19 protein-coding genes and 5 pseudogenes are annotated in these 17,868 nt (G+C 60.6%); 19 read left to right on the forward strand and 5 right to left on the reverse strand.

From position 1 onward, the window contains the following. The 6 genes from ehuD to doeB are packed head-to-tail and all read left to right on the forward strand — an operon-like array spanning nt 1 to nt 5,666. Nucleotides 1-660 (forward strand): ectoine/hydroxyectoine ABC transporter permease subunit EhuD, encoded by a 660-nt coding sequence (ehuD, locus tag HFO99_RS30835; RefSeq protein WP_003550192.1) that lies wholly within the window; start codon nt 1-3, stop codon nt 658-660. A gap of 2 nt (nt 661-662) precedes the next feature. Beyond that, nucleotides 663-1,442 (forward strand): ectoine utilization protein EutA, encoded by a 780-nt coding sequence (gene eutA / locus HFO99_RS30840; protein WP_222365484.1) that lies wholly within the window; start codon nt 663-665, stop codon nt 1,440-1,442. A 4-nt stretch (nt 1,443-1,446) separates the two neighbouring features. Continuing rightward, nucleotides 1,447-2,448 carry a hydroxyectoine utilization dehydratase EutB gene (gene eutB / locus HFO99_RS30845; protein WP_222365485.1) on the forward strand — a complete coding sequence of 334 codons (1,002 nt, stop codon included), beginning with the start codon at nt 1,447-1,449 and terminating at the stop codon, nt 2,446-2,448. Beyond that, nucleotides 2,445-3,437 (forward strand): ectoine utilization protein EutC, encoded by a 993-nt coding sequence (eutC, locus tag HFO99_RS30850; RefSeq protein WP_222365486.1) that lies wholly within the window; start codon nt 2,445-2,447, stop codon nt 3,435-3,437. Before eutB ends, eutC begins: the two co-directional genes overlap by 4 nt. A gap of 32 nt (nt 3,438-3,469) precedes the next feature. Next, on the forward strand, nt 3,470-4,651 hold the full coding sequence (gene doeA / locus HFO99_RS30855; RefSeq protein ID WP_222365487.1) for an ectoine hydrolase DoeA: 1,182 nt from the start codon (nt 3,470-3,472) through the stop codon (nt 4,649-4,651). Nucleotides 4,652-4,658: 7 nt separating this feature from the next. Beyond that, nucleotides 4,659-5,666: a N(2)-acetyl-L-2,4-diaminobutanoate deacetylase DoeB gene (doeB, locus tag HFO99_RS30860; protein ID WP_222365488.1), complete on the forward strand. Its 1,008-nt coding sequence runs from the start codon at nt 4,659-4,661 to the stop codon at nt 5,664-5,666. Nucleotides 5,667-5,693: 27 nt separating this feature from the next. On the opposite strand, the gene HFO99_RS30865 is transcribed toward doeB, so the two are convergent. Then, nucleotides 5,694-7,511 carry a methyl-accepting chemotaxis protein gene (locus tag HFO99_RS30865; protein WP_222365489.1) on the reverse strand — a complete coding sequence of 606 codons (1,818 nt, stop codon included), beginning with the start codon at nt 7,509-7,511 and terminating at the stop codon, nt 5,694-5,696. A 200-nt stretch (nt 7,512-7,711) separates the two neighbouring features. Between HFO99_RS30865 and HFO99_RS30870 the strand changes: the two are divergent. After that, a pseudogene (locus tag HFO99_RS30870) lies at nt 7,712-7,944 on the forward strand (plasmid stabilization protein); the annotation flags it as partial. Between the two features lie 35 nt (nt 7,945-7,979). On the opposite strand, the pseudogene HFO99_RS33705 reads toward HFO99_RS30870, so the two are convergent. After that, nucleotides 7,980-8,141: pseudogene (locus tag HFO99_RS33705) on the reverse strand (EF-hand domain-containing protein); the annotation flags it as partial. A 166-nt stretch (nt 8,142-8,307) separates the two neighbouring features. Between HFO99_RS33705 and HFO99_RS30875 the strand changes: the two are divergent. The 7 genes and pseudogenes from HFO99_RS30875 (at nt 8,308) to HFO99_RS30905 (ending at nt 12,741) form a co-directional block, all read left to right on the forward strand. Then, nucleotides 8,308-8,955, forward strand: coding sequence for a TetR/AcrR family transcriptional regulator (locus HFO99_RS30875; protein ID WP_222365490.1), 648 nt, complete (start codon nt 8,308-8,310; stop codon nt 8,953-8,955). A gap of 5 nt (nt 8,956-8,960) precedes the next feature. Then, nucleotides 8,961-9,311, forward strand: a pseudogene (locus HFO99_RS33850) (flagellar protein); the annotation flags it as partial. Then, nucleotides 9,298-9,579 carry a PAS domain-containing protein gene (locus tag HFO99_RS30885; protein WP_261323415.1) on the forward strand — a complete coding sequence of 94 codons (282 nt, stop codon included), beginning with the start codon at nt 9,298-9,300 and terminating at the stop codon, nt 9,577-9,579. The pseudogene HFO99_RS33850 and the gene HFO99_RS30885, both read left to right, overlap by 14 nt. A gap of 97 nt (nt 9,580-9,676) precedes the next feature. After that, nucleotides 9,677-10,516 (forward strand): transporter substrate-binding domain-containing protein, encoded by an 840-nt coding sequence (locus HFO99_RS30890; RefSeq protein WP_222365491.1) that lies wholly within the window; start codon nt 9,677-9,679, stop codon nt 10,514-10,516. A gap of 113 nt (nt 10,517-10,629) precedes the next feature. Then, complete coding sequence (locus tag HFO99_RS30895) at nt 10,630-11,292, forward strand: amino acid ABC transporter permease (RefSeq protein WP_222365493.1); 663 nt, start codon at nt 10,630-10,632, stop codon at nt 11,290-11,292. Nucleotides 11,293-11,298: 6 nt separating this feature from the next. Continuing rightward, nucleotides 11,299-11,958 (forward strand): amino acid ABC transporter permease, encoded by a 660-nt coding sequence (locus HFO99_RS30900; RefSeq protein WP_222365495.1) that lies wholly within the window; start codon nt 11,299-11,301, stop codon nt 11,956-11,958. A 12-nt stretch (nt 11,959-11,970) separates the two neighbouring features. Further along, nucleotides 11,971-12,741 carry an amino acid ABC transporter ATP-binding protein gene (locus tag HFO99_RS30905; protein ID WP_222365497.1) on the forward strand — a complete coding sequence of 257 codons (771 nt, stop codon included), beginning with the start codon at nt 11,971-11,973 and terminating at the stop codon, nt 12,739-12,741. A gap of 96 nt (nt 12,742-12,837) precedes the next feature. Here the strand turns inward: HFO99_RS30905 and HFO99_RS30910 are convergent, their stop codons facing one another. Both HFO99_RS30910 and HFO99_RS30915 read right to left on the reverse strand, forming a co-directional pair. Continuing rightward, nucleotides 12,838-13,266, reverse strand: coding sequence for a type II toxin-antitoxin system VapC family toxin (locus HFO99_RS30910; RefSeq protein ID WP_222365498.1), 429 nt, complete (start codon nt 13,264-13,266; stop codon nt 12,838-12,840). After that, nucleotides 13,263-13,529, reverse strand: coding sequence for a type II toxin-antitoxin system Phd/YefM family antitoxin (locus tag HFO99_RS30915; protein ID WP_222365499.1), 267 nt, complete (start codon nt 13,527-13,529; stop codon nt 13,263-13,265). The genes HFO99_RS30910 and HFO99_RS30915 overlap by 4 nt, the downstream gene beginning before the upstream one ends. A 253-nt stretch (nt 13,530-13,782) precedes the next feature. Here HFO99_RS30915 and HFO99_RS30920 point away from each other — a divergent pair, with 253 nt between their 5' ends. The 5 genes and pseudogenes from HFO99_RS30920 to HFO99_RS30940 all read left to right on the forward strand — a co-directional run bounded on the left by HFO99_RS30920 (nt 13,783) and on the right by HFO99_RS30940 (nt 17,431). After that, nucleotides 13,783-14,544 carry a GntR family transcriptional regulator gene (locus HFO99_RS30920; protein WP_222307244.1) on the forward strand — a complete coding sequence of 254 codons (762 nt, stop codon included), beginning with the start codon at nt 13,783-13,785 and terminating at the stop codon, nt 14,542-14,544. Continuing rightward, nucleotides 14,538-15,323: pseudogene (locus HFO99_RS30925) on the forward strand (transporter substrate-binding domain-containing protein). The gene HFO99_RS30920 and the pseudogene HFO99_RS30925 overlap by 7 nt, the downstream one beginning before the upstream one ends. Nucleotides 15,324-15,400: 77 nt before the next feature. After that, the gene (locus HFO99_RS30930) at nt 15,401-16,072 is read left to right on the forward strand and encodes an amino acid ABC transporter permease (RefSeq protein ID WP_222365500.1); all 672 of its coding nucleotides are present in this window, start codon (nt 15,401-15,403) and stop codon (nt 16,070-16,072) included. Further along, nucleotides 16,069-16,728: an amino acid ABC transporter permease gene (locus tag HFO99_RS30935; protein ID WP_179039215.1), complete on the forward strand. Its 660-nt coding sequence runs from the start codon at nt 16,069-16,071 to the stop codon at nt 16,726-16,728. The genes HFO99_RS30930 and HFO99_RS30935 overlap by 4 nt, the downstream gene beginning before the upstream one ends. Then, on the forward strand, nt 16,706-17,431 hold the full coding sequence (locus HFO99_RS30940; RefSeq protein WP_130746160.1) for an amino acid ABC transporter ATP-binding protein: 726 nt from the start codon (nt 16,706-16,708) through the stop codon (nt 17,429-17,431). The genes HFO99_RS30935 and HFO99_RS30940 overlap by 23 nt, the downstream gene beginning before the upstream one ends. 258 nt (nt 17,432-17,689) lie before the next feature. Here the strand turns inward: HFO99_RS30940 and HFO99_RS30945 are convergent. Continuing rightward, nucleotides 17,690-17,868: pseudogene (locus tag HFO99_RS30945) on the reverse strand (ISNCY family transposase); the annotation flags it as partial.

Consider the following 17,868-nt stretch of genomic DNA (forward strand, 5'->3'; position numbering starts at 1 on the left):
ATGGAATGGGATTGGGACTTCGTCTGGCAGATCATGCCGACCCTTCTCGAAGGGTTCAAAATCACTCTTCTCGCGACCATCCTCGGCGCTGCCGTCGCCATGATCGTCGGCCTGGGGCTCGCCATTGCACGGCGATCACCGGTCGCCGGCATTTCCAGGACGGTCGCTTTCGTCTCGGAATTCATCCGCGGCACCCCATTGCTGGTGCAGCTCTACTTCATCTTCTACGTGCTGCCGGATATCGGCATCCGGCTGGCGCCGCTGGTCGCAGGCGTCATCGGCATGGGCATTCACTATGCGACCTATACCGCCGAGGTCTATCGCGCCGGCATCGAGAACGTGCCGCGCGGACAATGGGAGGCAGCCAAGGCCACCAATCTGTCGACGCGCCAGGCCTGGATCCACGTGATCCTGCCGCAGGCGATCCCGCCGATGATCCCGGCGCTCGCCAATTATTTCATCGCCATGTTCAAGGAAACGCCGCTGCTTTCGGCGATCACCGTGCTCGAACTCATGAACCAGGCAAAGAGCATCGCCAACAGCAACTACCGCTACATCGAGCCGATGACGCTGGTCGGCGTCTTCTTCCTCGTCATCAGCCTGATCTCGGTCGTGGGATTACGCTGGCTCGAGGAACGCTACGCCAGGATGGACGACTGACCATGACAGTAGAGATCGAGATCATCGCTGCCGGCCGGCTGCCGCGGCTGGAAGATCGGCCGCTGGAAAAGCGCATCGGCCTCATCCTCCTCGCGACGGACCACACGACGGAAGTCGACTTCCAGCGCATGGTCGCCGGCGATCGCCTCGGCGTCTACGTCAGCCGCATCCATTATGCCAATCCGGTCACGCCGGAAAATCTCCTGAAGATGCAGCCGGCGCTGACGGAAGGCGCGGCATTGATCCTGCCGGACGAGGCGCTCGATGCCATCGTCTATTCCTGCACCTCCGCTTCGGTGGTGATCGGCGACCGGAACATCGAGGCGGCGATCCATGCGGCCAAGCCCGGCGTTCCCGTCGTGACGCCGACGGCTGCCGCCGTGACCGGCCTGAAGGCGCTGGGCGCCAGACGGATTTCGGTGCTGACGCCCTATACGATCGAGACCAGCCGGCCGATGGCGGATTATTTCGCGGAGCTCGGCTTTGCGATCGACCGCTTCACCTGTCTCGGCCTGACCGATGATCGCGAGATGGCGCGGATCGCACCGGACGAGATCCTTGCCTTCGCGCGCCAGGCGCTGGCGCCGCGGTCGGACGCGCTGTTTATCTCCTGTACGGCGGTGCGGGCAGCAGAGGTCGCGGCCCGGATCGAGGCTGAAATCGGCAAGCCGGTGGTCACCAGCAACCTCGCGACCGCCTGGGCTTGCCTGAGGCTTTGCGGCGACGATCGGGCGCGGCCCGAACTCGGTCAATTGATGACCAAGCCCTACCGGGAAGGCTGAGATCATGGTGAGCACCTTGCCCGTTTCGCTGGAGGATATCCGTGCGGCGGCGCGCCGGATTGCCGGCCGCGTGCTCGGCACACCGATGGTGCAGTCCTTTTCCCTCGGCGAATTGGCCGGCGTGCTTGTCCATCTCAAGCTCGAACATCATCAGACGACCGGCAGCTTCAAGCTGCGCGGCGCGACCAATGCAGTGCTCTCCTTGTCGCCGGCAGAGCGCTCGCGTGGCGTCGTCGCGGCCTCGACCGGAAATCACGGCCGGGCGCTTGCCTTTGCTGCAAAGGCGGAAGGTGCCGTCGCGACCATCTGCATGTCGCGGCTGGTGCCGGAGAACAAGGTTTTGGAAATCCGTCGCCTCGGTGCCGATGTCCGCATCGTCGGCGTATCGCAGGACGAGGCGCAGCAGGAGGTCGATCGGCTGGTTCGTGAGGAGGGGCTGGTGATGGTCCCGCCCTTCGATGATCCTGATGTCGTGGCCGGGCAGGGAACACTAGGACTCGAAATCATCGACACCTTGCCGGAGGCGGCAACCGTACTGGTGCCGCTCTCGGGCGGCGGCCTTGCGGCCGGCGTTGCCGCCGCAGTCAAAGGCATCAGTTCGACGACCAAAGTGATCGGCCTGACGATGGAGAAGGGTGCCGCAATGAAGGCGAGCCTCGATGCCGGCCGCCCGGTGCAGGTGGAGGAAGTGCCGAGCCTTGCCGACTCGCTCGGCGGCGGCATCGGCCTCGACAATCGCGTGACCTTTGCCATGTGCCGCGACCTTCTCGACGAGGTCATCCTGCTGACCGAGGCGGAAATCGCCGCCGGCATGCGCCATGCCTATGCCTGCGAACGCCAGATCGTCGAAGGCGCGGGCGCGGTCGGCATCGCAGCGCTGCTTGCCAGAAAAATCAGGGGCGGCGGTCCCATCGTCGCGATCTTGTCCGGGGCGAACGTCGACATGGAGCAGCACCTTCGGGTGATCAACGGGACACAGCCGCTCTACGGCGAGGAGGGACCATGAGCCGGATGATCATTCTGACGGAAGCAGAACTGAGGAAAGTCATCGCGCTTGATCGCGATGCGGTTGATTGCGTCGAGGCCGCTTTCGCAGCGCTTGCGACCAAATCCGTCGCCATGCCGCCGATCCTGCGGCTCGACATTCCGGAATATCGGGGCGAAGTCGATGTGAAGACGGCCTACGTGCCCGGCATCGAGGGCTTCGCAATCAAGATCAGCCCCGGTTTCTTCGACAATCCGAAGATCGGCCTGCCAAGCACCAACGGCATGATGGTGCTGCTGTCGAGCCGGACCGGACTGGTGCAGGCGCTGCTGCTGGACAACGGCTATCTCACCGACGTGCGCACCGCAGCAGCCGGCGCTGTGGCGGCAAAACATCTGTCGCGGGAAAATGCGTCCGTGGCCGCGATCTTCGGTGCGGGCATGCAGGCGCGGCTGCAGCTCGAAGCACTGACGCTGGTCCGGCCGATCCGCGAGGCGAGGATATGGGCGCGCGATGCCGCAAAGGCGCAGGGCGTGGCAGCGGAATTGGCCGCAAAGCTCGGCTTTCCCGTCACCGCGATAGCGGACGCCAGAGGTGCGGTGACCGGCGCTGATCTCATCGTCACCACCACGCCGTCGGAAACGCCGATCATCGAGGCCGGATGGCTGGAACCCGGACAGCATCTGACGGCCATGGGCTCGGATGCTGAGCACAAGAACGAGATCGATCCGGCCGCCATCGCGGGTGCCGGCCTCTACGTCGCCGACAGCTTGAAGCAGACGCGGCGCCTCGGCGAGTTGCATCACGCAATCGACGCCGGCCTGGTCGCAAGCGATGCGGTCTTTGCCGAGCTCGGCCAGATCGTCGCCGGCCGGACGCCGGGGCGGATGCGCAACGACCAGATCACCATTGCGGACCTGACCGGGACCGGCATCCAGGACACCGCCATCGCCACGCTCGCCTTTGCCCGCGCCGGCGCGGCGAATGCCGGGACCACGTTCGAAAGCTGACCGGCGCGGTGCCGGAAAAGAAGGGAAGAAACATGACCCAGCCCAACCTCAAATTCTCGCTCGGCGAATATGCCGTGCGGCTGGAAAAGACACGGCGTGCCATGGAGACGAAGGGCGTAGACCTGCTTGTTATCAGCGACCCGTCGAACATGGCCTGGCTGACCGGCTATGACGGCTGGTCCTTCTACGTGCACCAGGCGGTGATCGTGCCGCCGCAGGGCGAGCCGATCTGGTTCGGCCGCGGTCAGGATGCAAATGGCGCCAAGTTCACCGCCTATCTGAAGCACGACAACATCGTCGGTTATCCCGATCACTACGTGCAGTCGACCGAGCGCCACCCGATGGACTACCTTTCGGGCATCCTGATCGAGCGTGGCTTCGGCAAGCTGACGATCGGCGTCGAAATGGACAATTACTGGTTTTCGGCGGCGGCCTTTGCGGCGCTGCAGAAGCACTTGCCGAATGCGCGTTTCGTCGACGCGACCGCCCTCGTCAACTGGCAGCGAGCCGTCAAGAGCGAGACCGAGATCGGCTACATGCGCAATGCCGCGCGTATCGTCGAGGCGATGCACGCCCGCATCTTCGACAAGATCGAGGTCGGTATGCGCAAGTGTGATCTGGTCGCGGAAATCTATGATGCCGGCACCCGTGGCGTCGACGGCATCGGCGGCGATTATCCGGCGATCGTGCCGCTGCTGCCGTCCGGCGTCGAAGCATCCGCGCCGCACCTGACCTGGGACGACCGGCCGATGAAGAAAGGCGAGGGCACCTTCTTCGAGATTGCCGGCTGCTACAACCGCTATCACTTGCCATTGTCGCGCACCGTCTTCCTCGGCAAGCCGACACAGGCCTTTCTCGATGCCGAAAAGGCGACGCTGGAGGGCATGGAGGCCGGTCTTGCGGTCGCCAGACCCGGCAATACCTGCGAGGATATCGCCAACGCCTTCTTCGCGGTGCTGAAGAAATACGGCATCGTCAAGGACAACCGCACGGGTTACCCGATCGGGCTTTCCTATCCGCCGGACTGGGGCGAGCGCACCATGAGCCTGCGTCCCGGCGACAGGACGGAGCTGAAGCCCGGTATGACCTTCCATTTCATGACCGGCCTCTGGCTCGACGACATGGGCTTCGAGACGACCGAGAGCATCCTCATCACCGAAAGCGGTGTCGAGTGCTTGGCGAACGTGCCGCGTAGACTGATGGTCAAGGATTGAGGCTGTCATGACAGAGATTGGCTTGCGGCCGTCGCCGATCAGCGCGACGGTCAATTTCGCCGCTGAGGGCGTCCAGCACGGCTTCCTGCGCCTGCCTTACAGTCGCGACGATTCCGCCTGGGGATCGGTGATGGTGCCGATAACCGTCATCAGGAACGGCAAGGGGCCAACAGCTCTTCTGACCGGCGGCAATCACGGCGACGAGTATGAAGGACCGATCGCGCTCTTCGATCTTGCCCGCACGCTGAAGGCCGAAGAGGTGAACGGCACTGTCATCATCGTGCCGGCCATGAATTATCCGGCATTCCAAGCGGGAACCAGAACCTCGCCGATCGACAGGGGCAACATGAACCGCAGCTTCCCGGGCCGGCCGGAGGGCACGGTGACCGAGAAGATCGCCGACTATTTCAGCCGTGTGCTTCTGCCGATGGCGGATCTCGTCCTCGACTTCCATTCCGGCGGCAAGACGCTCGATTTTCTGCCGTTCTGCGCCGCCCACGTCCTGCCGAACAAACAGCAGGAGGAAAAAGCTTTCGAATTCGTGACGGCCTTTGCCGCTCCCTATTCGATGAAGATGCTGGAGATCGATGCGGTCGGCATGTATGACACCGCGGCCGAGGAGATGGGCAAGATCTTCATCACCACGGAACTCGGCGGCGGCGGCACCGCCACGGCCAAAAGTGCGGCGATTGCCAAGCGCGGCACCATGAACGTGCTGCGCCACGCCGGGATCGTCGAGGGTGCCGTCGATCCCGGTCCGACCACCTGGCTCGATATGCCGGGCGACCGCTGCTTCTCCTTCGCGGAAGAGGGTGGGCTGATCGAACCTGTCATCGATCTCGGTGAAGCCGTCAGTGACGATGCCGTCATCGCTCGCATCTATCCGATCGGGCGGACCGGGGTAGGCCCCCGCGAGATCCGCGCCGGCATGAACGGCATTCTCTGTGCCCGGCATTTCCCGGGGCTGGTCAAATCAGGCGATTGCGTTGCCGTCGTGGCGATTGTTGACGGCTAGAACAGAACGAGTTTCGACGACCACACCTCAAGCCGCTTTTTGCGGTCTTGAGGTGCTGGCTCCCGCGTCGATCTGAAAGCGGTTTACCACCCCTTCCAGCGTCTGCGTTTGGCTGCCGAGCGCCCGGCAGGCCGAGGCAGTTTCGACGGCCATGGCCGCGTTGCGTTGCGTCACCTGATCGAGGGCGTTGACGGAGGCGTTGATCTCGCCGATCGCCACCGCCTGCTCGGATGACACCGAAACGATACGGGCGATCAGGCCGGCAACCTGCTCGACCTGGCCTTCGATTTCCAGCAGCGCCTTGCCGGTGCGATTGACAAGCTGCACCCCGGTGGAGACCTGAGACGAGGAGGTGGAAATCAGTGCTCTGATCTCCTTGGCGGCGTTGGCCGAGCGCAAGGCGAGTTCGCGCACTTCCTGCGCCACGACGGCGAAACCCTTGCCTGCTTCGCCGGCACGGGCGGCTTCAACCCCGGCATTGAGCGCCAGAAGATTGGTCTGGAAGGCGATTTCATCGATGACATTGACGATATCGCCGATCTGGGAGGACGAGCCTTCGATCCTTTCCATGGCGGCGATGGCTTCGCGAACGACGGCGGCCGAATGTTCGGCGCTAGTGCGCGTCTCGGCCATCATGCTGGTTGCCTTGCCGGCATGAGCGGAGGCGTCCTTCGCCTTGGCATTCATCTCATCGAGCGCGGCTGTTGCCTCTTCGAGCATGGCGGCCTGCTGTTCCGTGCGTGAGGCAAGGCTGTCGGCTGCATCGGTGATGCCGGCCGAGGAACTACCCACTTGCTTGGAGGTCTGGGCAATCTCGGCCATCGAGGCGCAAAGCGCGTCCATACTGCCGTTGAACTTCGCACGCAAAGTCTCGTAGGCGGCGGCGAACGGCGTGTTGATCCGGCAATCGAGATTGCCGGTCGACAGTTGTTCCAGTCCGTATGTCAGCCGATTGATCACCGTTTCGCGGATCTGCTCCTCGGCGGCCCTTTCGGCCAGCTGGCTGCGTTCGCGCTCGAATTCCGCATCGCGAAGTGCGGTCTCACGCTTCTGTGCGTCCTGCCGCTCAAGCGCGTTGCGGCGGAATACCGCGACCGCCTTGGACATGGCGCCGATCTCGTCGGACCGGTTGGCATAGGGAACGTCAGTCGAAAAATCGCCTTCGGCAAGATTGCCCATATAGGCCTTCATGCCATCAAGCGGCACGATCGCCCGGCGTCGCAGGAGATAGAGCCCTACCAGCAATAGCCCGAAGGATCCGAGGCCCGCAGCACCGGCATAGACCGTCCAGGTCACGATCTCCGAGGCCGCATTGCGCTCCTCGCCCTTCAGGAAAGCGTCGGAATTGGCAACGAGTTTCTCGACCGCGTCCTGATGCGAATGAAAGGCGACGCGCAGCTGCTCGATCGCGCCATGCGCCTTGTCTTCATCCTTGGCATTCAGGGCCGGGATGATCTCACGGTTCATCACCCCCCAGAATGTATCGCCCTTGCCGATGACATCGTTTTCAAGCTCGTCCTTCAAAGCTTGCGGCAGCCGGGTGGTTTTCCAATAGGCGCGGCGGTCGTCGTATGCGGCCTTGAGATTTGCGATCTTGGCAAGATTGGTTTCTGTGAGTTCGGGAAATTTGCTTGCCTCGAAGGACAGCATGTAGGATTCGACCACAAACAGCGGCGGCGGCAGAATATCGGCAATCAAATCTTTGCCGTAGACGACCTGCTCATAAACCGGCCCGTTGACTTTCAGCCGTTCGAGCGCCGATTGCTGCAAACCGATCGACATGAAAAGGCCGGCTGAAACGGCGACACCAAACGCCACTAGACTACGAGCAATGGTAAGTGCCAAGACTGTCTCCAAATAACTTTCGGCCTCTCTGCTTCGAGATGCCTGATCTACGTATGGCATTATTTCGTAAGACCACTGAAATATGGTTAATTCTTTTAGACATCGGAACAAAATCAGGCCCCTGAATACTTGTGGTATCAAGCCATCAGTTGCCATGTTGATGGCTGACTGATGCTATATACAGGTGAGAGGAGACCGACATGGCTGAACCTCAACTTTCCGTGCAGTGCGAAGGCACGCGATCTTGCGCATCGGCTTTGCCCGGCGCGAAAATCGCTCAATAGCTGACATCGTTGACGGGGCTCTCGAATCGCATGAAATACGGGAAGCCGGCCGCGAGGCAGCCACGACCTTCTATGCTCGTCTTCTGCAGCAAAGCGGCACGGATATCGACCTTGAATCAGTTATCAAAGAGGACAGGCGGGCAAACAAGGCATCGAACTTTGATCTTTCTCGATACCAACGTCATATCGGATCGGCGCTGCTCGACGTGTCTCCGTCGAGCTGCCCGCTTTTGGTTGCTTTTGCCGACGAAACCGTATTAGAGGATAAGATGTTCTGGGACGCGGATGTCGGGCGCTTGCTATAGGAATAGGAAGAGACTGATGTTGCAGCAGAAATGGTCGTCATAAGCGCTCCATCGCTAGGGAGGTGGGGACGCAACGCGCATTGCAGAACTGATTAGTTCTTTAAATCGAAATCACTAATGCCACAACCGAGAACACTATCCCTCAGAAATCGTAGTCTACGTTCTCAGGTCGTCGCTACGCGTTTCGGCAGAGTGGTCTAGACCATCATGGATATTGTCGACGAGCCTGCGGCTGAGCCGCGCAAGCGGGGCCGGCCGAAAGTTTCCAGCGACGAGGACAAGCGGGCGCATATCGTTGAAGTCGCCGGCCGCGTTTTCGTCAAATACGGTTATGCCGGAAGCACGACCGCGATCGTCGCCTCCGAGGCGGGCGTTTCGAAGCAGACGCTCTACAAGCTGTTTCAGAGCAAGGAAGAGTTGTTTGCTGCCGTGGTCGGGGCGCATCGACGCCTGATGCTCGATCTGCCCAGGCCTGCCGAAGATATCTCGATCGCCGCGAGCCTCGAACGTATCTTCATGATCGATATGGATGAGGACAAGGTTGCCGATCGCACCAGCTTCCTGCAGCTCGTCTTTCGCGAAGCGGCGCAATTTCCGGAACTTGTCGAAATCCTGCAGCGCGAAGGCATGCTTGCCAGCCGCCAGCATCTCGCCGACTGGCTGAGCGAACGCCGGTCGGAAGGCAGATTGACGCTGGACGATACGGCGAGCGGAGCCCGGATGCTGATGGATATGATCCTCGGCGGCATGGGTCCGCCGGAAGGGCGCGCGCGGGCCTGGCCCGATCGGGCTCAACTGTTTGCCCATCTTCGCCGCTGCATTGCCATCTTTGCCGCAGGCGTCGGCGCCGCCTAAAGCGCATTCGAAAAATCCTGGAAAGCGATACTCGGACTCGGAGCTATTTCAACGGCCTCGATGATGACCGGTTAGTCGCCGAAGCCATCAACTTCGACAGCAATGGTGACGTGACCGTTTCGCTGCAGCCCATGTCGGAGTCCGTCGTCGACGACTATGCAACCTTGCACGCGGGACAAGATCCGATATCTCGAAGGCGACGAGTTGACGGAAGCGACCGACGCGGCGGACGAAGAAATTTGCCTTTTTCGCGACCGGATGGCGACGACCACGGCCAGCGAATTCCTGGCCGACGATCGTCTGGTTCCTTCGTGCTCGAGGCGAAGGGGCTCGATCCCAACGATGTCACGTCGGAAGCGCGCGTCGCGCGTGAGTATTCTTGATCGTGGTGCAGATGCTGTCGCGGTTCTTGCGGCTTTGTCGAATTCGCAAGCCATGATCGAGTTTGATTTATCGGGCGATATCCTCAACGCAAACGAAAGCTTCTGCAGGGCGCTTGGTTACGAGTTGAGGGCGATCGTCGGAAAACATCACAGCATGTTTGTCGAATCTGCCTATACATCCTGCACTGCCAAAAAAATCGCCACGCGCGCCACTGCGCGTTTTTTCAGCATGACCCATTGACAATTCATCCTTGATGGCACTTCATAACATTGTTCCAGTAAAACAGACATGCGTCCATTATACTGGAACAATGGGAACCATCCATAAGGGGAACGCCATGACCATTTCCTTTCGCACCGGCGTGATGTCGCTGGCCGTCGCCGCTCTGTTGTCCACGCCTGCGCTGGCCGAAGGCAGCAAGCTCGATGAAGTGCTGGCCCGCGGCCATCTAGTTCTCGGCACGGGCAGCACCAATGCGCCTTGGCACTTCAAAAGCGCCGACGACAAGCTTCAGGGATTCGACGTCGACATGGGCCACATCATCGCCAAGGCGCTCTTCGGCGATCCTGAGAAGATCGAGTATGTGAACCAGTCCTCCGACGCCCGCATCCCGAACATCACCACCGACAAAGTCGACATCACCTGCCAGTTCATGACCGTTACCGGCGAGCGCGCCCAGCAGGTTGCCTTCACCATTCCTTATTATCGCGAGGGTGTAGGCTTGATGCTCAAGGCGGACGGAAAACATGCCGATTACGCCGCCCTCAAGGCGGCCGGCTCCTCCGTCACCATCTCGGTTCTCCAGAACGTCTATGCCGAGGCGATGGTGCATGCGGCCTTGCCGGAGGCGACCGTCGACCAATACGATTCCGTCGACCTGATCTATCAGGCGCTGGAATCGGGACGCGCCGATGCAGTCGCCACGGACCAGTCGTCGCTCGCCTGGTACATGACGCAGAACCCGGGCCGCTATAAAGATGCCGGCTACGGCTGGAACCCGCAGACCTACGCCTGCGCCGTCAAGCGCGGCGATCAGGATTGGCTGAACTTCGTCAACACCGCCCTGCACGAAGCCATGACCGGCGTTGAATTCGACTTTTACGCCAAGTCCTTCAAGACCTGGTTCGGCAAAGATCTGACGCCGCCGCAGATCGGCTTCCCGGTCGAGTTCAAGTAACAGCCATGCGGAGCGGGGCATGTTTCCCGCTCTGCATTTAAAGAGTGAGAGCATGGTGCCGAAAACCGCTCATACTTTTCGGCATCATGCTCTGGTCTGAAAGGGCGGCCCGTATGGGTTACACGTTGAATTTCGCTGCCGTCTGGCGCAATTTCGATTTTCTTTTGAGCGGGCTCGCGCTCAGCCTCGGCCTTGCCGTGATCTCGATCATGATCGGCGCCGCGATCGGCCTTGTCGTGGCCTTCGCGCTGACGTCGAAAAGCCGCATTGCGATCGTGCCGGCGCGTGTCTATGTCACTGTCATTCGCAACCTGCCAATTCTCGTTCTGGTGCTTTTCGCCTTTTTCGCGCTACCGCAGATGGGCTTCCGCCTCGACAAGATAAAAAGCTTCGTCCTGGTTCTGTCCCTTTATTCCGGCGCCTATCTGGCCGAGGTGTTCCGCGCCGGGCTGTTGTCGATTCCGAGAGGGCTGACGGAAGCGGGTCTTGCTATCGGCCTGACGGGGATGCAGATCCGCAGCTCCATCATCGCTCCGCTGATGCTGCGCAACGTGCTGCCGTCGCTGTCTTCTACGATCATTTCGCTCTTCAAGGACACCTCGCTCGCCGCCGCCATCGCGGTGCCGGAACTGACCTTCGCGGCCCGCAAGATCAATGTCGAGAGCTTCCGCGTCATAGAAACCTGGATGGTCACGTCAGCGCTCTATGTCGCGACCTGTTTCCTCATCGCCGCCGTGATGCGCTTCGTCGAGCGTCGTCTGGCCTTGCCGAGATAAGCCCTGATGTCCCACACTTTTCTCGAACAACTCTGGATCGCCCGCTACGTCATCATGAACGGCATCGGCATGACCGTGTCGATCTCGCTGCTGGCCATCCTCGCCGGTTCCGTTCTCGGCGTTTTCGTCGGTTTGGCGCTCGTCTATGGCGGCACTGTTTTGCGTCTGGCCGTGCGCGCCTATACGGATATCATCCGTGGCACGCCGGTGCTCGTGCTGGTGCTGGCGAGCTACTATGTCTCCGCTGCCGTAGGCCTCGATCTCGGGCCGTTCTCTGCCGGTGTGCTCGCCCTTGCCATCTTCTGCTCCTCCCATGTCGGCGAAATCGTGCGCGGGGCGCTTCAGGCGATCCCGAAGGGGCAGACCGAAGCAGCCAAGGCGATCGGCCTGACCTTTACCCAGACCTTCACCTCGGTGCTGTGGCCGCAGGCCATGCGCCAGTGCCTGCCGGCCTGGGTGAATACGGCGGCCGAGATGGTGAAGGCCTCGACGCTGCTCTCCGTCATCGGCGTCGCCGAGCTTCTCCTGCGCACGCAGGAGATCATCTCCCGCAATTTCATGAGCCTCCAGTTCTATTTCCTGGCCGGTGGTCTCTATTTCATCATCAACTACGGCATCGAGCACTTCGGCAAATATGTCGAGCGCAAGACCGCCCTGCCGTCCTGAGGAGTTCCCCCGATGGCCAAGACCATTCTCGACATCCAAGGTCTGCGCAAGACTTACGGCATCCACGAAGTCCTCAAGGGCGTTGATTGTGCCGTTGAGGAAGGCGAAGTCATTTCCATCATCGGCTCGTCCGGTTCCGGAAAGACTACCTTGCTGCGCTGCATCAACATGCTCGAAGAGTTCCAGGGCGGCACGATCAGCCTCGATGGCGAGGAGATTGGCTACCGCGCCGAAGGCGCGACGCGGCGCCGCAAGAGCGAGAAGGAGATTGCGCGCCAGCGCGCGCTGACCGGCATGGCGTTTCAGCAGTTCAATCTCTTCCCTCATATGAGTGCCGCTGAAAACGTCATGCTCGGCCTTGTCAAGGTGAAGAAAATGGCGAAGCCGGATGCCCGCGCCATCGCTGAAAAATGGCTCGATCGCGTTGGCCTTTCCGCCCGCTCGAACCATTATCCCGGGCAGCTTTCCGGCGGTCAGCAGCAGCGCGTCGCGATCGCCCGCGCCATCGCCATGTCGCCGAGATTGATGCTGTTCGACGAAGTGACCTCCGCGCTTGACCCGGAACTGGTGGGCGAAGTCCTCCAGGTGATCAAGGGGCTTGCCGCCGACGGCATGACCATGCTGCTCGTCACGCACGAAATGCGCTTTGCCTACGACGTTTCCTCACGGGTCATCTTCATGAACCAGGGCGTCATCTGCGACGAGGGCGATCCGAAGCACATGTTCGTGCATCCGAAGACCGAGCGGCTGGCGGAATTCCTCAAAACCTCGAGTTTCAACTAATGCATATCGCCCAAAAGTGGGCAGCGGTTTTGGGATAACGATTTGCACAAACAAAAACTTAAAGAAAGATCCCGTGACGGTCGGCTGTGCGGATCGTCACGGGCGCTCGGTCCAAGGATCGACAAGCTCGATCCCAAAGCCCTCGAAATCCTTTATATTGCGAGTGGCGAGGATGAGATCGTGAGCAATCGCGGTGGCGGCAATCAGGCCGTCCATTGACGACAAGCCGCGTCCGCTTCGCTTTGCGAGCCCCATCAAGTCGCCCCAGGCTATCGCAACCGGCTGGTCCACAGGAATGACTCGCTGCTCGAAGCGCTGCGGCAGGTCCTGGGCGAGCCATTCGGCCAGCGCGTCGCGCTTCCGACCGCTTCCCATCAACGCAACACCACGCCGGATCTCCGCGATTGATACGGTGCTGATGAATGAGCGATCCTCGTCGAGACCGTCCAGCCATTGTAGGACATGTGCATCGGGACGCGGCCTTGTCACCTCGGAAAGCACATTGGTGTCCAGCAGAAGTCTCACAGCTGGAGATCTCGCGGTTCGTCGCGCTGCCGTTCGAGGTCCAGATCGGCGCCACGCAGCGGCGATTGCATCAGAAACTCTGCAAGGGTGCCCTTGCGCGCTGTCTTCCGCTGCCATTCCTCGGCCGAAACGACGACGACGCTTGGTTTACCATTGCGCATGATCGTTTGCGGCGTTGCTTGCGCGCGTTCGATAACCTCAGACAGCTTGGCCTTCGCACTGGCGACGGTCCAAGTTTTATCCTGTGGTCGTGATGGCTGCATTCGTTATATCCTGACTATAGTGACTATCATGACTATATAAGCCGAACGGGTCTAGCCGCAAGCAACTTTTCGATGGGGAAGGGCTTTGTCGGCTTTGGGCGGCCGACGCTGAGGAGTTTGCAAGGAATTGCGGACTCGCTCAATTTGCGCTCAGTCTGCATTCCCAGCGTGCAAATTCCAGGGGGAGGGATCCGAGACGTCTTGGAAATCCTGAACGCAGGATTTTGGCACGAGCTTTGCTTTCCTGTCTTGTATGCAAGATAGCCAGACATCTGAGACCACGCAGAAGACCATCGAGGAGACGATCGTTTCCGGGATTCTTTCAGCTAAAATTCGGCCTGGGACGCGTCTCAGCGAAAACCAGCTGGCGGCGCTCTTCAGCGTGTCCCGAACCCGTGTCCGCGAAGCCATGATGCGCCTGGAAACACGCGGCATCGTGCATGTTAGTCCGAGACGAGGCTGGTTTGTTGTCGAGCCGTCCGCTGAAGAGGCGACCGCAGTCTATGAGGCACGGCGTGTCATCGAAGCCGGGTTGCTGCGCAGCATGCGCGTGCTGACAGGCGAGGGACGTGAAGCGCTCGACACGCATTTGAACGAGGAAAAAAGCGCAATGGCTGCGGGCGACCGCCAGCGCCTGACCTATTTGATGGGCGATTTCCACATCCGCATCGCAGAATTGAGCGGTAACGCCATCATCGTCGATATCCTCCGCGATCTCACCGCGAGGACGATCCTCATCTCGATGCTCTATCAGTCTGAATTTCATGCCGCACAGTCCCATGACGGGCATTGCCGGATCTTTGAGGCCATGCAAGCGGGCGATTTCGCCAGAGCTGCCGAGCTCTCTATCGAACATCTGGACGAAGTGGAAATGGGCCTCGACCTCACCACCCGCCCTGATCCGCTCTCGGAACTGCGCAGTTCCCTGTCACTTCCTCCCAAGACCGTGCCCTCGGTCTCCCAACTGTCAGACCCAAAGAACCACAACTTCAAAGGAGCAATTAAACCATGCTGACAAGACGAGTCTTCTTCGCAATCGCGACCCTGGCTGCAACCTTCGGCTTCGGCTCCGCATCTTACGCCGATGCTCTCGCCGACATCACGGCGCGCGGTACGCTGCGTGTCGCCGTCCCGCAGGATTTCCCGCCCTTCGGCAGCGTCGGTACCGATATGGCGCCGATGGGCTATGATATCGACGTGGCCAATCTCATTGCCGAAAAGCTGGGCGTCAAGACCTAACTCGTGCCGGTCACCAGCGCCAACCGCGTCCCCTATCTGCAGACGAACAAAGTCGATCTGGTGATATCCAGCCTCGGCAAGAATGCGGAGCGGGAAAAGGTGATCGATTTCACCACCGCTTACGCACCGTTCTTCAACGGCGTATTCGCGCCGGCCGATGTTTCGATTGTCAAGGTGGAGGACCTCGCCGGCAAGAGCATCGGTGTCACGCGCGGCGCCGTGGAGGATCTCGAGCTGACGAAGATCGCGCCGGCCGACGCGACGATCAAGCGTTACGAGGACAATAATGGCACTATCTCGGCCTTCCTGTCCGGCCAGGTCGACACCATCGCCACCGGCAACGTCGTGGCCGCTGCGATCCTCGCCAAAAATCCTCCCAAGCGCCCTGAGATGAAGTTCCTCATCAAGAACTCGCCCTGCTACATCGGTCTCAACAAGGAACAGGCAGCTCTTCTGGAGAAGGTGAACGGCATTATCGCCGCCGCAAAAACCGATGGCGCGCTGAACGCCATATCGCAGAAGTGGCTCGGCGCCGATCTGCCGTCGGATCTCTAAGGACCGGTCTCACGGATGTCATCCCGCGCCCGCGCGGGATGACATGACGCTCCGTCGCCACAAGAGGGGACAATTCCTTGAGTTACCATTTCGAATTCGGCTGGCTGCTTGAATATTATCCTGAGATCATCAAGGGCATATTGGTCACCCTGGAGCTTATCGCGATCGGCGGCGTGCTCGGCATATCGCTCGGCATCTTCTGTGCCTGGGTGCGTGCACTCGGCCCGGCCTGGCTGAAGCCTGTCGTTGCGACCTATGTCGAACTGATCCGCAACACGCCGTTCCTGATCCAGCTCTTTTTCATCTTCTTCGGCCTGCCGTCGCTCGGCCTCCAGCTTTCCGAACTGACGGCCGCCAACCTCGCGATGGTCGTCAACCTCGGCGCCTATAGCTGCGAGATTATCCGCGCGGGCATCCAGGCAACCCCGAAGGGCCAGTTCGAGGCAGGCGAGAGCCTTGCCATGACGCGCTTCGAAACCTTCCGGCATGTCGTTCTCGTGCCATCCCTGCAGCGCATCTGGCCGGCGCTGTCGTCGCAAGTGGTCATCGTCATGCTCGGCTCATCGGTCGTCTCGCAGATCGCCGCCGAGGATCTGACCTTTGCCGCGAACTTCATACAATCGCGAACCTTCCGCGCCTTCGAGGCCTACATCGTTTCGACAGCCATCTATCTTGTGCTGGCGATCCTGCTCCGGCAGCTGCTGGGCGTAGTCGGCGGGTTCATTTTCCCGAGGAGAGCAGCGCGATGATCGAGTTCACACTCTGGGACATCCTGCGCAACCTGCTGCTCGCCGCCCGCTGGACGATCCTGCTTTCGCTCGTTTCGTTCATCGGCGGCGGCGCGGTCGGACTGGGGCTGCTGTTCCTGCGCATCAGCAAGCGCAAGGCATTCAAGGCACTCGCGAAATATTACATCGAGCTCTTCCAGGGCACGCCGCTGCTGATGCAGCTCTTCATCGCATTTTTCGGTCTCGGCCTCTTCGGGATAGACGTGCCGGCCTGGCTTGCTGCGGGATTGGCGCTCACCCTGTGGAGTGCCGCCTTTCTCGCCGAAATATGGCGAGGCTGCGTCGAAGCGGTCGCGAAGGGTCAATGGGAAGCCTCCGCCAGCCTCGGCATGGGCCGGTTGCAGCAGATGCGCTATGTCATCCTCCCGCAGGCGCTGAGGGTCGCCATACCGCCCACGGTCGGCTTCTCCGTTCAAATCGTCAAGGGAACGGCGCTGACCTCGATCATTGGTTTCGTCGAGTTGTCGAAAGCCGGCACCGTGGTCACCAATGCCACCTTCCAGCCCTTCACCGTCTACGGGCTCGTCGCCCTCATCTACTTCGCCCTTTGCTGGCCTTTGTCGAAAAGCAGCCAGATCCTGGAAAGGAAGCTCAATGTCGCTCATCGAAATCACTGAAGTCCGCAAGAGCTTTGGCACCACCGAGGTGCTGAAAGGCATCAATCTCGATGTGGAGGCCGGCGAAGTCATCGCCATCATCGGCAAGAGCGGTTCGGGCAAATCGACCCTGCTTCGCTGCATCAACGGCCTGGAGACCATCACTGACGGCTCCATCTCCGTGGCCGGCGCGCAGCTCCTCGATGACGAAGTCCATCTGAAGGCACTGCGTCTCAAGGTCGGCATGATCTTTCAGCAGTTCAACCTGTTCCCGCACCTGACCGTCGGCGGCAACGTCATGCTGTCGCAGACGGTGGTCAAGAAGACGCCGAAGGCCGAAGCCGAGGCCACCGCCCGCAAGATGCTGGAGCGGGTAGGGCTGGGCCACAGGTTCGACGCCTATCCGGACGAGCTCTCGGGTGGCCAGCAGCAGCGTGTCGCTATCGCCCGTGCACTGGCCATGCAGCCGACTGCACTTCTTTGCGACGAAATCACCTCGGCGCTCGATCCGGAACTGGTCGCCGAAGTTCTGGCCGTCGTGCGCGAGCTTGCGGCCGAGGGAATGACGCTCCTGATGGTAACCCACGAGATGAAGTTCGCCCGCGATGTCTGCAGCCGCGTCGTCTTCATGCACCAGGGCCGCGTTCACGAAATAGGCCTGCCGGAGGAAGTCTTCGCCAATCCTCAGACTGCGGAGCTGAAGCAGTTTCTCGGCGTCAACTAGAATATCCGTGCGTTTTCCATGTGAACGATAACCCATTGGTTTAACGTGCAAATCGAACTTCATCCTTCAACCCACCCGGCTTCATGCGATGTCATGTCAAAGCTGATTAGATGCGCGACGCTGTCAGCCATTTAGAAACGCGACACTTGCGCTTCGGATTAGCCGCCGATCCGACCGGCTGGCCGGGTTGCAAGGGAGGAGCGGGGGCGGGTGAGGAGCAGCACTTCGGCTTTAGCTTTGAGATTATGAGTGCCCCATTTATTCTGCTGCCTCCATTCGTGCCAGCGCCTTCTGCCTTTTTGCGATGACCTCCGGATCATTCATGAAGTCCGTCCGCCGGCCAGGCTTGCGGCCACGCTTCTGATAACCATTGCCCTGGCTGCCATCGGGAATACCGAACATATGATCCGTCTGGCCAGTGCGGCGAGGGCCGCTCT

This window comes from Rhizobium leguminosarum, assembly GCF_019798305.1.
GTDB classification, from domain to species: Bacteria; Pseudomonadota; Alphaproteobacteria; order Rhizobiales; family Rhizobiaceae; genus Rhizobium; species Rhizobium leguminosarum_U.

Coding starts and splice junctions, on each gene's coding strand:
- ehuD (WP_003550192.1), top strand. CDS start 1: ATGGAATGGGATTGGGACTTCGTCTGGCAGATCATGCCGACCCTTCTC.
- eutA (WP_222365484.1), top strand. CDS start 663: ATGACAGTAGAGATCGAGATCATCGCTGCCGGCCGGCTGCCGCGGCTG.
- eutB (WP_222365485.1), top strand. CDS start 1,447: ATGGTGAGCACCTTGCCCGTTTCGCTGGAGGATATCCGTGCGGCGGCG.
- eutC (WP_222365486.1), top strand. CDS start 2,445: ATGAGCCGGATGATCATTCTGACGGAAGCAGAACTGAGGAAAGTCATC.
- doeA (WP_222365487.1), top strand. CDS start 3,470: ATGACCCAGCCCAACCTCAAATTCTCGCTCGGCGAATATGCCGTGCGG.
- doeB (WP_222365488.1), top strand. CDS start 4,659: ATGACAGAGATTGGCTTGCGGCCGTCGCCGATCAGCGCGACGGTCAAT.
- HFO99_RS30875 (WP_222365490.1), top strand. CDS start 8,308: ATGGATATTGTCGACGAGCCTGCGGCTGAGCCGCGCAAGCGGGGCCGG.
- HFO99_RS30885 (WP_261323415.1), top strand. CDS start 9,298: ATGTCACGTCGGAAGCGCGCGTCGCGCGTGAGTATTCTTGATCGTGGT.
- HFO99_RS30890 (WP_222365491.1), top strand. CDS start 9,677: ATGACCATTTCCTTTCGCACCGGCGTGATGTCGCTGGCCGTCGCCGCT.
- HFO99_RS30895 (WP_222365493.1), top strand. CDS start 10,630: ATGGGTTACACGTTGAATTTCGCTGCCGTCTGGCGCAATTTCGATTTT.
- HFO99_RS30900 (WP_222365495.1), top strand. CDS start 11,299: ATGTCCCACACTTTTCTCGAACAACTCTGGATCGCCCGCTACGTCATC.
- HFO99_RS30905 (WP_222365497.1), top strand. CDS start 11,971: ATGGCCAAGACCATTCTCGACATCCAAGGTCTGCGCAAGACTTACGGC.
- HFO99_RS30915 (WP_222365499.1), bottom strand. CDS start 13,529: ATGCAGCCATCACGACCACAGGATAAAACTTGGACCGTCGCCAGTGCG.
- HFO99_RS30920 (WP_222307244.1), top strand. CDS start 13,783: ATGCAAGATAGCCAGACATCTGAGACCACGCAGAAGACCATCGAGGAG.
- HFO99_RS30935 (WP_179039215.1), top strand. CDS start 16,069: ATGATCGAGTTCACACTCTGGGACATCCTGCGCAACCTGCTGCTCGCC.
- HFO99_RS30940 (WP_130746160.1), top strand. CDS start 16,706: ATGTCGCTCATCGAAATCACTGAAGTCCGCAAGAGCTTTGGCACCACC.